This window comes from Ancylobacter novellus DSM 506, assembly GCF_000092925.1.
GTDB classification, from domain to species: domain Bacteria; phylum Pseudomonadota; class Alphaproteobacteria; order Rhizobiales; family Xanthobacteraceae; genus Ancylobacter; species Ancylobacter novellus.
This window is the reverse complement of sequence record NC_014217.1, coordinates 1,292,177-1,304,590: the sequence shown is the minus strand read 5'-3', so window position 1 is coordinate 1,304,590 and position 12,414 is coordinate 1,292,177. Positions and strand designations below refer to the sequence as shown.

General features: G+C 69.5%; 12 protein-coding genes. 9 read left to right on the top strand and 3 right to left on the bottom strand.

Annotated elements, in window-relative coordinates; translation table 11 throughout:
• Positions 1-63 precede the first annotated feature (63 nt).
• Both SNOV_RS06300 and SNOV_RS06295 read right to left on the bottom strand, forming a co-directional pair.
• A complete protein-coding gene (locus SNOV_RS06300; RefSeq protein ID WP_013166080.1) occupies positions 64-1,176 on the bottom strand; it encodes an AI-2E family transporter in 1,113 nt (370 codons plus the stop codon).
• A gap of 339 nt (positions 1,177-1,515) precedes the next feature.
• Positions 1,516-3,051: a sensor domain-containing diguanylate cyclase gene (locus SNOV_RS06295; RefSeq protein ID WP_013166079.1), complete on the bottom strand. Its 1,536-nt coding sequence runs from the start codon at positions 3,049-3,051 to the stop codon at positions 1,516-1,518.
• A gap of 137 nt (positions 3,052-3,188) precedes the next feature.
• On the opposite strand from SNOV_RS06295, the gene SNOV_RS24320 reads away from it, so the two are divergent.
• The 9 genes from SNOV_RS24320 (at position 3,189) to SNOV_RS06250 (ending at position 11,376) form a co-directional block, all read left to right on the top strand.
• On the top strand, positions 3,189-4,202 hold the full coding sequence (locus tag SNOV_RS24320; RefSeq protein WP_335328979.1) for a response regulator transcription factor: 1,014 nt from the start codon (positions 3,189-3,191) through the stop codon (positions 4,200-4,202).
• Complete coding sequence (locus SNOV_RS06285; protein ID WP_013166077.1) at positions 4,202-5,578, top strand: histidine kinase; 1,377 nt, start codon at positions 4,202-4,204, stop codon at positions 5,576-5,578. The genes SNOV_RS24320 and SNOV_RS06285 overlap by 1 nt, the downstream gene beginning before the upstream one ends.
• 93 nt (positions 5,579-5,671) lie before the next feature.
• Entirely contained in the window at positions 5,672-6,622 is a 951-nt protein-coding gene (locus SNOV_RS06280) for an AAA family ATPase (RefSeq protein WP_013166076.1), read from the top strand.
• Positions 6,616-7,455 (top strand): DUF58 domain-containing protein, encoded by an 840-nt coding sequence (locus tag SNOV_RS06275; protein ID WP_013166075.1) that lies wholly within the window; start codon positions 6,616-6,618, stop codon positions 7,453-7,455. The genes SNOV_RS06280 and SNOV_RS06275 overlap by 7 nt, the downstream gene beginning before the upstream one ends.
• Complete coding sequence (locus SNOV_RS06270; protein WP_013166074.1) at positions 7,442-7,783, top strand: hypothetical protein; 342 nt, start codon at positions 7,442-7,444, stop codon at positions 7,781-7,783. Before SNOV_RS06275 ends, SNOV_RS06270 begins: the two co-directional genes overlap by 14 nt.
• Positions 7,780-8,721, top strand: a complete 942-nt coding sequence (locus SNOV_RS06265) for a VWA domain-containing protein (RefSeq protein WP_013166073.1) — start codon at positions 7,780-7,782, stop codon at positions 8,719-8,721. Before SNOV_RS06270 ends, SNOV_RS06265 begins: the two co-directional genes overlap by 4 nt.
• On the top strand, positions 8,718-9,602 hold the full coding sequence (locus SNOV_RS06260; RefSeq protein WP_013166072.1) for a vWA domain-containing protein: 885 nt from the start codon (positions 8,718-8,720) through the stop codon (positions 9,600-9,602). The genes SNOV_RS06265 and SNOV_RS06260 overlap by 4 nt, the downstream gene beginning before the upstream one ends.
• The gene (locus SNOV_RS06255) at positions 9,599-10,210 is read left to right on the top strand and encodes a hypothetical protein (RefSeq protein ID WP_013166071.1); all 612 of its coding nucleotides are present in this window, start codon (positions 9,599-9,601) and stop codon (positions 10,208-10,210) included. Before SNOV_RS06260 ends, SNOV_RS06255 begins: the two co-directional genes overlap by 4 nt.
• Entirely contained in the window at positions 10,204-11,376 is a 1,173-nt protein-coding gene (locus SNOV_RS06250; protein ID WP_013166070.1) for a BatD family protein, read from the top strand. The genes SNOV_RS06255 and SNOV_RS06250 overlap by 7 nt, the downstream gene beginning before the upstream one ends.
• Before the next feature lie 336 nt (positions 11,377-11,712).
• Here the strand turns inward: SNOV_RS06250 and SNOV_RS06245 are convergent, their stop codons facing one another.
• Positions 11,713-12,408 carry a type 1 glutamine amidotransferase domain-containing protein gene (locus SNOV_RS06245; RefSeq protein WP_013166069.1) on the bottom strand — a complete coding sequence of 232 codons (696 nt, stop codon included), beginning with the start codon at positions 12,406-12,408 and terminating at the stop codon, positions 11,713-11,715.
• Between the last annotated feature and the right edge of the window lie 6 nt (positions 12,409-12,414).

The following is a 12,414-nucleotide window of genomic DNA, read 5'->3' as shown; positions in this document are numbered from 1 at the left end:
CCAGATGCCGACCTTGCCGAGGCGACGGACCTCGCGGCTTCGAGTCTCATGGTGTGAAGCGGTTCAGGAATGCAGCTGCTCCTCGGAGAACAGCGACCAGACGGCAATGAACAGCGCGGCGATCAGGGGGCCGATGACGAAGCCGTTCATGCCGATCACCGAGAGGCCACCCACCGTCGATATGAGGACGACATAGTCCGGCAGGCGCGTTCCCCGGCCGACCAGAGGCGGGCGCAGCAGGTTGTCGACCGTGCTGATGACCAGCACCCCGACCGCAAAAAGCACGACCCCTCTGAAATAGTCGGCCGCGAGCAGGAAATAGACGGCCACCGGGACCCATACGAGCGCCGCGCCGATCGCAGGAAGAAGCGACAAGAACGCCATGAGCACACCCCACAGGAGCGCCGCCTGAATGCCGAGCATCCAAAACGCAATGCCGCCGATCCCGCCCTGGATCGCCGCTATGATGATGTTGCCCTTGACCGTCGCGGCGACGACGGACGAGAATTTTTCGAGGATATGATCGGTGTGGCGACCGCTGAGCGGGCTGGCCTTCCGGATCAGGTTCGCCAATAGCCTGCCGTCGCGAAACAGGAAGAACAGGAGGTACAGCATCACGCCGAGGCTAACGAAGAACTGTGCTGTGTTCTGGCCGATGCTGAGGGCGCGCGTGGCGACCTCCTGGCTGGCGTACATCAGGAAGGACGTCAGCCTGGTCCGGATTTCGACGAAGTCGCCCAGATTCAGCGTGGCGAACGCCTTCTCGACGAAGGGTGGAAGCGCGCCCTGGATCTCCCCGAGCAGGGTCGCGAGATCGAATTCCCGCGTGTTGATCCGGTTGTAAAGGCTGGCTGCCTCCTGGGCCAGAGAGGCGAGGATCGCCGCACCGGGAATGACGACTATGCAGATGCAGGCCAGGACGCTGAGCGCCGCCGCAAGATTGCGACATCCACCTAGTCGGGCCTCCAGGCGCCGGCGCAGCGGATCAAACAGGATCGCCAGGATGACGGCCCAAAGAATGGCACCGTAGTAAGGAAGCAGAAGCCAGAGGAAGGCCGCCGTCACCCCAATGACGAGGACGACGAAGCTCAGCCCCTGGATCGTCGCCTTGGTCACCAGGCAATGCTCCCGCCCGCACAGGCTCCCATCGGTACCCCGTGTGACATAGAGCACCATGAGGATGCTTGTCGATCGGTTAGCGCCAATCCGGACGGTACGAAGGCGCGATCGCGCGACCTCTTGGCCAATCGGCGATCTTCAGGCATGTGCCCTCTTCCAGGCAGCAATCTCCGGTCAGGTCCCGGCATGCGCCCGGCGGCCCTGCGGCTTCGCCATGAACCGGTGGGAGAACTCGTCCTGCCGCGCCGGCACGCCGCTGACGGTACCACAAACCTGCCGGATTTGGATACCATTAGCGAGGCGTCTGCCCTTGCGTCAAGAGACAAGGCCTGAAGGTGCCCCGCGAGGCGTCTCGATGGCCATCCGGGCCATCGGAACCGTGCGCGCGGCCAGATATCACGCCGGGTCCGATACCCGGCGATACTCCGCGGCCGGCTCCTCACGAGCAGAGGCGGCCACGACCCTATTCCGACCACTCGACTTGGCGTTGTACAATGCCCTGTCAGCCTTCTGGACGAGATCCTCGATGGTGCTCGCATCATCGACGCTTCGGGTGGCAAGCCCGATGCTGATCGTCACGCCGGAAAGGCCGGGTGCCTCGGCCTGCAAGTCCTGACCCTCGATCGCGCGACGGACCCTCTCCGCCAGGAACAGCGCCCCGTCCGCCCCGGTCGACGGCAGGATCAACATGAACTCTTCCCCTCCATAGCGCGCAGCATAATCGCCCGCGCGACGCGCGGTCGCCTCGATCGTTGCCGCTACGCGGGCGATCACCCGATCGCCGATCTGGTGGCCATATCGGTCATTGACCCGCTTGAAGTAATCGATGTCGATCATGGCCACCGACAGCTCGGTCTTGTCCCGCGCTGCCCGCAGGGCCTCGTGCGCCAGCATAAGATCGCACGCACGTCGGTTGGGCAGGCCGGTAAGGGCGTCGGTGAGGGAGAGGCGTTGGAGCATCGCCTCCATTTCGCGGCTGCGCAGCAGGGCCAGGTGCAGCGTCCTGATCGTGAACACGACGATCAGCAGGGTGCACAGGACGACCGCCGCGGAAACGGCCAGCTGCTGGTACCATCCTTCCAGAGCCCCGACGGAAGAAATCGCCATGACCAGGACGAGCGGGTAGCCGCTGATCCGATGGGAAAGCAGATAGCGGTTGCCGCCTTCATCGCCCGGGGCTTCGGCCTGCCAAACGCCGGCTTCGGAAAGACCGCCTCGAAGCGCCAGCCGTCTCGCGCCGTCGGCCGCCACGTTATCCGATGCGGGATAGCCGTAGATCGGGGTGCCGTCGGCGTTGAGGAGAACGATCGTATGACCCTGGCGGAGGGTTAGATTCTCGAAAAGGCTTCTGAAGTAGGAGACCCGGACCGTCGCGACGGCAACGCCCGCGAACCTCCCATCGGCGTCGGTAAGTCGACGGCTGATTGCGACGGAGGGTTCGCCATTGCTGATCCGGCTCGGAAAGGGAGCGCTTACGAAAAGCCCCGCATCCGGGGCGAGCTGGGCCTTGAAGTAGTCACGGTCGGCGAGGCTGGCGACGCGCGGCGGATCGGCGGCCGAATCCGCCAAGATCTGCCCGCGTGGGTCGATCACCAGCATGGCCCCGAACCCGCTGGCGCGGACGGAGCTATCGAAAAGTACCTTGCCGCGGATTTCCGGCGGCAGGGCAGATATGGAGGGGTCCACCGCGCCGGCGGCAAGACGTTCCAACGCCAGGCCTATGACATCGAGATTTCTCTCTATGTTGGCGGCGATCGTGCGAAGCGTGTTCTCGGCCGAATTGGTCTCGAGCTGCCAGATCGCCTGATACCTTCCCCAGAGGGCCCATCCCTGGACGACGACGATCAGGACGACCGCGAGTGCCGCCAGGACGGGCGGAACCCACAACTGGAGCTTGCCCTTCCCTGGAAAATGGCCTGCCCCGAACCTCATGATCTCCCGCTGGATTGCCGAGGTGGGCTGCCTGAGCCACCTGGACCACCTGCTCCCCCATGTCGCAGGACCGGACATGTTCTCGCAGGGCACGGAGAATTCGCCATGGGAGTCACCGCCAATCCCGCGATCGCCACATGATCGCCATTCGCGGCGCGGCGCAACATGCACGTTCTACCGTCAAAATCCAAGTCCGACCGATCCTTCTCTTGCTCGCGGGAGACCCGCAACTCATCGGCGCCTGCCGACGCCCTATTGTAACCCGGCGCCATGCTGGCGTGCTGCTGGTTCGTGGACACCGAGATAAGGTGTTCAACGGGACTGGTGAGCGGGAATGCAACGATGGACCGGACCTGAACGAAACTCTGTTGCGGCGCAACAAGGAATCCCGCGCTGGCTGGAAAACACTGGTCACACCTTATGTCAGGAAAAACGCGACTGCGTTTCTTGCGGCTGCTCGGCCCTTCTCCCGCAGGGTGACCGTTTGTTCCAACGACGGCCCGCTATATGCTCGCGCCATGAACCTGATCCGCATTCTCCTGGTCGACGATCATCCGGTCGTGCGCGAGGGGTATCGTCGGTTGCTCGGGCGCCAGCCCGGCTTTTCGGTCGTGGCCGAGGCCGGCGATGGCGAGGCGGCACGGGCGGCCTTCGCCGAGCATCGGCCGGACATCGTGCTGATGGACCTGTCCATGCCGGGCGGCGGCGGCTTCCCGGCGGCGGAGGCCATCCTCGCCGGCGATGCCCAGGCCCGCATCATCGTCGTGTCGATGCATCAGGGCGCGATCTTCGCCCAGAAGGCGATGGCCGCGGGCGCGCGCGGCTTCGTCTCGAAGAGCAGTCCGCCGGACGAGCTCATCCGCGCCATCAAGACCGTGATGTCGGGACGGCGCGTGCTCTCGGACGACATGGCGCAGGAATTCGCCCGCACTTCCCTCGACGACGATGTCGCCGGCCTGACGCCGCGCGAGCGCGACATCCTGCTCCTGCTGGTGCGCGGCATGAACGGGCGGGCCATCGCGCAGGATCTGGGCCTCTCGTCGAAGACCGTGCAGAACAACCTGTCGCAGATCCGCGCCAAGCTCGGCGCCTCCGGCGACGCCGACCTCGTGCTCAAGGCGCAGCGCGCCGGCCTCGTTCCGGCGCTGTGATGCGCGGGCTCCTGCCCCAGCTGGTCCTGCGCGTGCTGGCGGCCGGGCTTCTCACCGTCGTCGCCGCCGCCGGCTGGGTGCTGTGGGACACGGCCAGCGCCGCCCGCCAGGATGCGCAGACCACCGCCACGCTCGTCTCCGACGCGGTGGCCGCCCGGCCGAGCTTCGAGGGCCTCGCCTTCGGCGGCGTGGCGCCGACGCCGGTGTTCCGCGACTGGCAGGAATTCCCCGCCTGGAGCCTGATCGCGCCGGGAATCTGCGTCGAGCTGGGACCTCGGGACCAGCCGGTGCAGAGGCGCTGCGGGCCCTATCTGGCGGCTGACGCGCCCCCGCAATGGTTCGCGTGGCTGGCCCGGCATCTCGGCCTGGTGCCGGAACCGGTCGCCGTGCCGGTGAGGACACGCTACATCTCCGACGCCTACGTCACCGCCATCGCCGATCCCGGCGTCATCATCACCCGCGCCTGGGCACGCACCGGCGACCTCATGCGCGTGGCGGTGGGCATGGCGATCGGCGGCGCTGTTCTTACCGGCCTGCTGGTGATCCGCCTGCTGGCACCGTTCCGCATCATCTTGCGCGGCATCGAGCGGCTGCAGCGCGGCGACTTCGCCACGCGCCTGCCGCGCCTGCACGTCGCGGAGTTCGACCGTCTGAGCGCGGCGCTGAACGACACCGCGGCGACGCTTCAGGAGGCGCAGGCCACCCGGACGGAGCTGACGCGGCGCCTGTTCACCGTGCAGGAGAGCGAGCGGCGGGCGCTGGCGCGCGAGCTGCACGACGAGTTCGGCCAATGCCTCACAGCGACCCGTGCGCTGGCGGCCGCCGTCGCCCAGTCGGGCGAGTCGACCGCGCAGGAGGGGGTGCGCATCGCCGAGATCTCCGGACAGATGATGGACAGCCTGCGCGCCGAGCTCTCCCGGCTGCGCCCGCCCGACCTCGACGATCTCGGTCTGCGCCCGGCGCTGGAGCGGCTGGTCGCGGGCTGGCGTACGCGCGTGCCGTCGGTGCGCTTCGCTCTGGAGCTCGTCGGCGACCTCGACGCCGTGCCGGACGAGCTGGCGCTCAGCCTCTACCGCATCGCTCAGGAGTGCGTGACCAACGCCATCCGCCACGGCGCACCGAAGAATGTCACCCTGCGGATCGATGTCACCGGTGACACCGACGCTGCCACCGGTGGCGGCGAAAATGTCACCGAAAATGTCACCGGCGGAATCACCCTGATCGTCACCGATGACGGCTCGCCGCGCCATGACGGCCTGATCGGCGACGGCTACGGCCTGCTCGGCATTCGCGAGCGGGTGGATGCGCTCGGCGGCAGCTTCGCGCTGGCCCCGGTCGAGGGCGGCATGCGCGCCATCGCCCGGCTGCCGCGCTGAGCCGGGTGATCTTCCCGGGTCAGCCGGGAAGGCCTCTCTGGCGGCCCCCTTCCTGCCGGACGCATGCTCTCCCGATAAAGGGAGGCTTGCCGCATGAACGACATGAGCCATCCGATAACGCGCCTTGGCACCGAGGTCGCCGCCGGGCTGATCGGCCACGAGGAGATGGTCGAGCGGCTGCTGATCGCCCTGCTCGCCGGCGGGCACGTGCTGATCGAGGGCCCACCTGGCATCGCCAAGACCCGCGCCGTCAAACGGCTTGCGGCCTATCTTCCGGGGAACCATGCGCGCATCCAGTGCACGCCGGACCTGCTGCCCTCCGATCTCACCGGTACGCAGGTGTTCCGCCCGGAGACCGGCGGCTTCGACTTCGTGCCCGGCCCGCTGTTCCACGCGCTGGTGCTGGTGGACGAGATCAACCGGGCGCCGCCCAAGGTGCAGTCAGCCTTGCTCGAGGCGATGGCCGAGGGGCAGGTGACGACCGCGGGCGTGAGCCGCCCGCTGCCCGATCCCTTCATGGTGGTCGCCACCCAGAACCCGATCGAGCACGAGGGCACCTTCCCTCTGCCCGAGGCGCAGATGGATCGGTTCCTGCTGCATCTCTCGCTCGGCCTGCCGCTGGCGGAGCAGGAGCGCGCCATCCTCGATCTCGTCGCGGCCGAGCGGATCGCGCCGCCGGCCCTGGCGGCGGTTCCGCTGTCGGCGGAGAACCTGCACGCCGCCAAGGCCGAGGCCGCGCGGGTGCATCTGGCGCCGGCGCTGAAGGACTACATCGTCCGCCTCGTCATGGCGTCGCGGCCCGGCGGCGTGGTCGCCGAATGGGTCGAGCATGCGGTCTCGCCGCGCGGCACGCTGGCGCTGGCGGCCGCCGCGCAGGCGCGCGCCTGGCTGCGCGGCCGCGACTATGTGCTGCCCGAGGACGTAACCGCACTCGCCCCGGACGCACTTGCCCACCGGCTGATCCCGAGCTGGACGGCATTGGGTGAAGGGCGCACCGGGCGCACCCTGGTCGCCGACATCCTGCGCGCGGTGGAGCCATGGTGAGTGCGGCGCTGGACGCGCCGGGCATACGCCTCACCGCGGCGGAGTTGCTGGCGCTGCGCGAGGGCGTGCCGAGGACGGGCCGGCATCGTCCCGCCTCGCGCCGGCCCGGCGCGCTTCCCGCCAAGGCGGCGGGCGCGGGCATGGACCTGCGGGAGATCCGCGCCTTCGCCGAGGGCGACGATGCGCGCCGGATCGACCCCGCCGCCACCGCCCGCACCGGCCTGCCGCACATACGCAGCTTCCACGAGGACCGCGACGACACGCTGCTGCTGATCGCCGACTTCCGGCCCGCCATGCTCTGGGGCACCGGGGAGACGCTGCGTTCGGTGCGGGCGGCACGGGCGCTGGCGCGACGGGGGTGGCAGGCGGTGGCGCGCGGCGCCTCGCTATCGGCGATCAGCGTCGATGCCGCGGGTGTCGCGGTCATCCCGCCCGGTGGCGGCGTGCCGCAGATGAGCCGCATCAGCCACATGCTCGCTGGCCGCCACGACCAGGCCCTCGACGCGCGCGGCGATGCTCCCTCCCTCGCCGAGGCGCTCACCCGCGCCGCGCGGCTCGCCCCGCCGGGTGCCGACGTGCTCATCGCCACCGATGTCGAGGGCGTGGCGCCCGACGATGAGCCGGCGCTGGCCCGGCTCGCGCGGCGCCGGCGGGTGCGGCTTCTTCTGCCGCTCGATCCGCTGGATACCGCACCGCCCGCGCCGGCGCTGCCTATCCATACCGGTCCGCTGAGCCGGCTGGCGCGGCTGCGCCCGCTCGACCACGCCGCGCTGGCGCAGCGCATGCGGGCGCTGAATGTCAGCCTGGAGACGGTGGCCGATGACGCAGGCTGAGCTGATCGCCGCCCTTCCGCAGGGGCGCCTGCCGCCCGAACTGATGCAGCTCCACGCCGCCGACTACGCGCTGCTGTTCGGCGCCGGGCTGCTGCTGGCCGCGCTTCTCTCCCTGCTGGCACTACCGCTGCTGGAACGCCGCCCGTCCCGCCGCTCGCTGATCCGCGCCACCCGCGCCTTGCCGCCGCAGGAGCGATCCCTCGCCATCGCCTGCATCCTCGGCCACCTGCCAACGGGCCTGCGCGCCACCGCATACGGCGCCGCGCCGCCGCTCGATTCCGACACGATCGAGCGGATCGCGCTGAAGGCAGGGCGCGTGCGCCGATGAGCTTCGCCTTCCCGCTCGCGTTTCTCCTGCTGCCGCTGCCCTGGCTGATCCGGCGCCTTCTCGCGGCCCGCGCACCCGTGGCCGCGTCGCTGCGCGTCGGCCCCAAAGCCTTCGCCGCCGCCCTACCGGCAGGAACGCGCGACGACCGGCTGGGCATAGCTCTGGCAATCGCGGCCTGGGCCGCGCTGGTGTTCGCGCTGGCCGGCCCGCAACTGCCGGCGACGAAGGATGTCGTGACCGCCTCCGGCCGCGAAATCGTGCTCGCGCTCGACCTTTCGGGCAGCATGGTCAAGGAGGATTTCGTCCTCGACGGCAAGCCGCTGTCGCGGCTCGATGCGGTCCGGCGCGTCGCTTCCCGTTTCGTGGCGGCGCGACGGGGCGACCGGATCGGCCTCGTCATCTTCGGCGACCGCGCCTATGTGGCCCAGCCGCCCACCTTCGACGTCGGCTCCGTCGCCCACGCCATCGAGGCGGCGCAGATCGGCATTTCCGGGCGCTCGACCGCGATCTCCGACGGGCTCGGCCTTGCCACCCGGCGGCTCCTGCAGAGCGACGCTACCAGCAAGGTCGTCGTGCTGCTCTCCGACGGCGTCGACACCTCGGGCAAGGTGCAGGCGGGCGATGCCGCACGGCTCGCCGCCAGCCACGGCATAAGGGTACACACCATCGCGCTCGGTCCGGAGGATCTGGAAAACCAGCCGGAGTCGCGCGACGCGGTGGATGCGGCAGCGCTGCACGCCATGGCGGAGGCGGGCGGCGGCACCAGCTTCCGCGTCCGCAACATGGAGGATCTGGAGACGATGGCCGCCAGCCTCGACGAGCTCGAGCCCAATCCGATGAGGCGCCCGCCGCTGCAGTACTGGCAGCCGCTCTGGATATGGCCGGGCGGCGTGGCCATGGCGCTCACCCTGCTGCTTGCCGCGCGGAGGCGGGAATGAGCGACCTCGTCCTGCTGCGCCCCGGTTGGCTGGCTGCTCTGCCTCTCCTGGCCGTGCTGACGCTGTGGCAGTGGCGCCGTGGCCCGGCGGCCGGCGGCTGGGAGCGGGTGATGCCTTCAGTCATGCTGGCGGCGATGCGGGCGCTCGGCCATCTGCGCTCTGCGGCCGGCCGGCAGCGTTATGCGGCGCTAGCAGCCGCGGCGCTGATCGGCCTCGGTCTTTCCGGTCCGGCTTTGCCGCGCGCGGACACCCCGCTGCTGGCCGGGAGCGGCGCGATCCTGATCGCCATCGACATGTCCCCCTCCGTCGCCGAGAGCCCGGCCCTGGCCGACGCGCAGGCGGCCGCTGCCGCTATTCTGGCCGCGGCCAACGGTCGGCCGGTCGGCCTCGTCCTCTATTCCGGCGAGGCCTATGACGTCGCCGCCCCCACCGCGGACCCGGCGACGCTGGAAAGCCAGATCGCGGTGCTCGCGCCCGACACCATGCCCGGCGGCGGCAGTCGTCCGGCGACTGCCCTGGCGCTGGCGCGGCAGATGCTCGGCGGGAGCCGCGACGCAGATCTCGTGCTGATCTCCGATGGCGGTGGCATCGACGATGCGACGCAGGTGGAGGCCGGAAGGCTCGCCGGTGACGGCATCCGGCTTTCCACCCTGGCTCTCGAGGGAGCCATGGGCGAGGCGAGCGATGGCGCGGCGCTGGAAGCGATCGGCAATGCCACAGCGCCGGCACGTTCGCCGGAGTCGGTGCTGCGCCGCCTTGCGCGCGGCGGCGGGCTGGAACGGGACCCGGCGCTCGCCGCTTTGGAGTTCCGCGACCTCGGGCCGCTCATCGCCGGGCTGGCGGCGCTCCCGCTGCTCAGCCTGTTCCGGAGGCGCGCATGAACCGCGCTGCGCTTATGGCCGGCGCCGGCCTCGCCTTCATCCTCCTCGCGGGCCCGGCCGCCTGGGGCCGCCTCGCGCTCTGGACCGGCGTGCCTGTTGCGGGGCTTCTGGACGACCCCGCCGCGCGGGGGCTCGCGCTTTATCGCGGCGGCGCCTATGAGGCGGCCGATGCCGCCTTCGCGGAAGCCGGGCGCAGCCAGACCTTCAACCGTGCCCTGACGCTCGCCGCAACCGGCCGCCATGCGCTGTCCGTCGCCTATTTCGACGCCGTGCTCTTCGCCAATCCGGCCGATGAGGAGGCGCGCCGGCTGCGCGATCTCGTCGATGCCATGGTCGACAAGACCGGGGGCGAGAGCATCGCGCCCGGGCGGCTGCCCGGCGAGGGGGGCCTTGGACCGTCGGCGCAGGCGAGCGGCCAGATGATGGCCAGTACGCCCGATCCCAGCTGGAAGAAGCCGATCGTGGCGCGCGGCTTTGCCGCCTCGGATGCCTGGCTCGAAACACTCGCCGACGATCCCGGCGAGTTCCTGCGGCTGCGGCTGCAGAAGGAACATGAACGCCGTGCCGGCCTCGGCCTATTGCGGCCCGAAGAGGGCAACAGATGGTGAAGTGGATCGCCGTCTTTCTCCTGCTGCTCGCCGGCGGCGCCCATGCCGACACATTGCGCCTCGTGGTGCCGGAGGGCATGCGGCCGGTGGTCGGCGAGATGATCCCGGTTACGCTGCGGGGCGAATACACCAGCGTGATCGCGTTGGAAACGCTGACCTTTCCGGGCTCGGACGACTATGACTGGGTGCAGCTCGCGCGCGACCAGTGGCGGGACGAGGAGATCGACGGGCGCACCGTCCGCGTGTTCGAGCGGCGCCTTGCCGTGTTCCCGCGACGGGCGGGCGCGCTGACCATTGGGCCTGTCACGCATCGTCTCACCGTGGTCGGCGCGGACAACCTGCGCACGCCGCTGGAGGTGGTGGCAAGTTCGGTGACATTTCCGGTGCCACCGGTGGCATCCCTCGCCACCGAGGGGACACCCCTTGCCGCCCGCAATGTCACCATCGCGGACGAGCTGTCGTCGGCACCAGGAAACCTCCGCGACGGCGAGACGCTGGTGCGCCGCGTCACGCTCAAGGCCGAGGGCACGCTGCCGCATCTCGTGCCGCCGCGACCGGCCATGCGCGAGCCCTGGCTGATCAGCTTCGCGGCGCCGGAGCAGCGCGAGATGCAGCTCACGCCGGCCGGGCCGGTGACGACGGTCACCTGGGAATGGCATCTGCGGCCCAAGACCGGCGAGCCGGGCGTGCTCCCCGCCGTCACCCTTCCCTGGTTCGACACGGTCGCCCGGCAGATGCGTAGCGCCGAGATTCCGGCGATCCCGTTCGGCTATGCCAGCTTCCGCGACAATCGCCGCGGCATCGACCGGCTGCCCGCCGGGCAGGCGCGCGCCGGGCTGCTCGCCGTCGCGGCGGGGCTGGCGGCGGGTCTCGCCTGCGCCTTTGCGGGGCTGTCGCGCCGGCGCAGGGACGACATGCGGCGCCGGCTGCGGCGGCTCTCGCCCTTCGACCCGACGCGCCACCGTCTCAAGCGCGCGGTTCGCGGCGGCGATCTCACCGCCATCCGCCGCGCGGCCGAACACTATCTGAGCCGCCGCCGCAAACTCGGCCGGCCGGTGAGCGGGCGGGAAACTGCCCAGCTCGACGCGACGCTGTATGGACGGGCTGGAAATGCACCGGAAGTGGGGCCGGAAATGGCAGCGGCGGCGGTCTTTCGACATGGATGAGCGATAGGCCCGCTGGGCCCGGCAGCGCGGACTTGCCGAGGCGACCCCAACAACAGAGGGTGCGCGCGATTGTTCAATCCTCACTGGTCCACAGGGCGGGACTGGTGGGGATCGGCTGGTCCCCGAGAAGGGGTGGCCAACCGCCGCGCCAATAAAGCTATTGGGACGGCCGTTTTGATTGACGCAGGAGAGAATTGATCACCTGCGGTCAGGGTTAGCACGAGCCAGCAGCACCAATTGCCGCCAGGCGATTGATGAGGAGCGAGGGAAGGCGCCTTTTTCGTACCCTGGGGGCGGTCCCGAATTGGCCCGCCCGAAAGCAATCCTACGCGAAGTCTAAGACCTCAGCGCCGTAATGACGGCCTTGGCGACGGCCGCGCTGGAGGCCGGGTTTTGACCCGTGATAAGGTTGCCGTCCTCGACGACGAAAATGCCCCAGTTCGGCCCCTGCTCAAACGCCGCTCCTCGCTCGCGCAGTCGGCGAGCGAGGAGCCAGGGTGCATTCTCGGCCGTGCCGAACTCGATCTCTTCCTCATCGGTGAAAGCCGTCATGCGACGCCCCTCGAACGGCCAGCGAGCATAGTCATCGGCCGCCAGAAGGGCAGCGGGGCCATGGCACACCGAGCCGATTAGCTTCCCCGCACGGTTTGCTTCCACCAGGACGCGGCCCATGTCAGCGTCCTTCCACAGATCCTCGACCGGGCCGTGACCGCCGGGGATTACGATGGCGTCGTAGGTCAGCGGATCGACATCGGCGAGGACGAGAGGCGCTTTCAGACGACCGGAATTCGCGTCGAGGTAATCCCTGTAGCGATTGGCGGTGGCCTCGCCGATCAGATCGGGGGAAAGGCTGAGGGCGTCGATGGTCGGCGCTGCACCGCCGGGCGTTGACAGGTCGACCCGGAGGCCCGCCTGATGAAAGGCCTCGTCGATGACGATGAACTCCTCGGCCCAGACACCGGTCTCGTAGAGCGAGCCGTCCGCGCGAGTCCAGTGATCGGCGGCGGACAGCACGATGAGAATGGACTTCATGGGTAG

What these genes read in the sequence shown, in the direction of transcription:
- SNOV_RS06300 (WP_013166080.1), bottom strand. Translation starts at nt 1,176, where the DNA reads ATGGTGCTCTATGTCACACGGGGTACCGATGGGAGCCTGTGCGGGCGG.
- SNOV_RS06295 (WP_013166079.1), bottom strand. Translation starts at nt 3,051, where the DNA reads ATGAGGTTCGGGGCAGGCCATTTTCCAGGGAAGGGCAAGCTCCAGTTG.
- SNOV_RS24320 (WP_335328979.1), top strand. Translation starts at nt 3,189, where the DNA reads ATGATCGCCATTCGCGGCGCGGCGCAACATGCACGTTCTACCGTCAAA.
- SNOV_RS06285 (WP_013166077.1), top strand. Translation starts at nt 4,202, where the DNA reads ATGCGCGGGCTCCTGCCCCAGCTGGTCCTGCGCGTGCTGGCGGCCGGG.
- SNOV_RS06280 (WP_013166076.1), top strand. Translation starts at nt 5,672, where the DNA reads ATGAACGACATGAGCCATCCGATAACGCGCCTTGGCACCGAGGTCGCC.
- SNOV_RS06275 (WP_013166075.1), top strand. Translation starts at nt 6,616, where the DNA reads ATGGTGAGTGCGGCGCTGGACGCGCCGGGCATACGCCTCACCGCGGCG.
- SNOV_RS06270 (WP_013166074.1), top strand. Translation starts at nt 7,442, where the DNA reads ATGACGCAGGCTGAGCTGATCGCCGCCCTTCCGCAGGGGCGCCTGCCG.
- SNOV_RS06265 (WP_013166073.1), top strand. Translation starts at nt 7,780, where the DNA reads ATGAGCTTCGCCTTCCCGCTCGCGTTTCTCCTGCTGCCGCTGCCCTGG.
- SNOV_RS06260 (WP_013166072.1), top strand. Translation starts at nt 8,718, where the DNA reads ATGAGCGACCTCGTCCTGCTGCGCCCCGGTTGGCTGGCTGCTCTGCCT.
- SNOV_RS06255 (WP_013166071.1), top strand. Translation starts at nt 9,599, where the DNA reads ATGAACCGCGCTGCGCTTATGGCCGGCGCCGGCCTCGCCTTCATCCTC.
- SNOV_RS06250 (WP_013166070.1), top strand. Translation starts at nt 10,204, where the DNA reads ATGGTGAAGTGGATCGCCGTCTTTCTCCTGCTGCTCGCCGGCGGCGCC.
- SNOV_RS06245 (WP_013166069.1), bottom strand. Translation starts at nt 12,408, where the DNA reads ATGAAGTCCATTCTCATCGTGCTGTCCGCCGCCGATCACTGGACTCGC.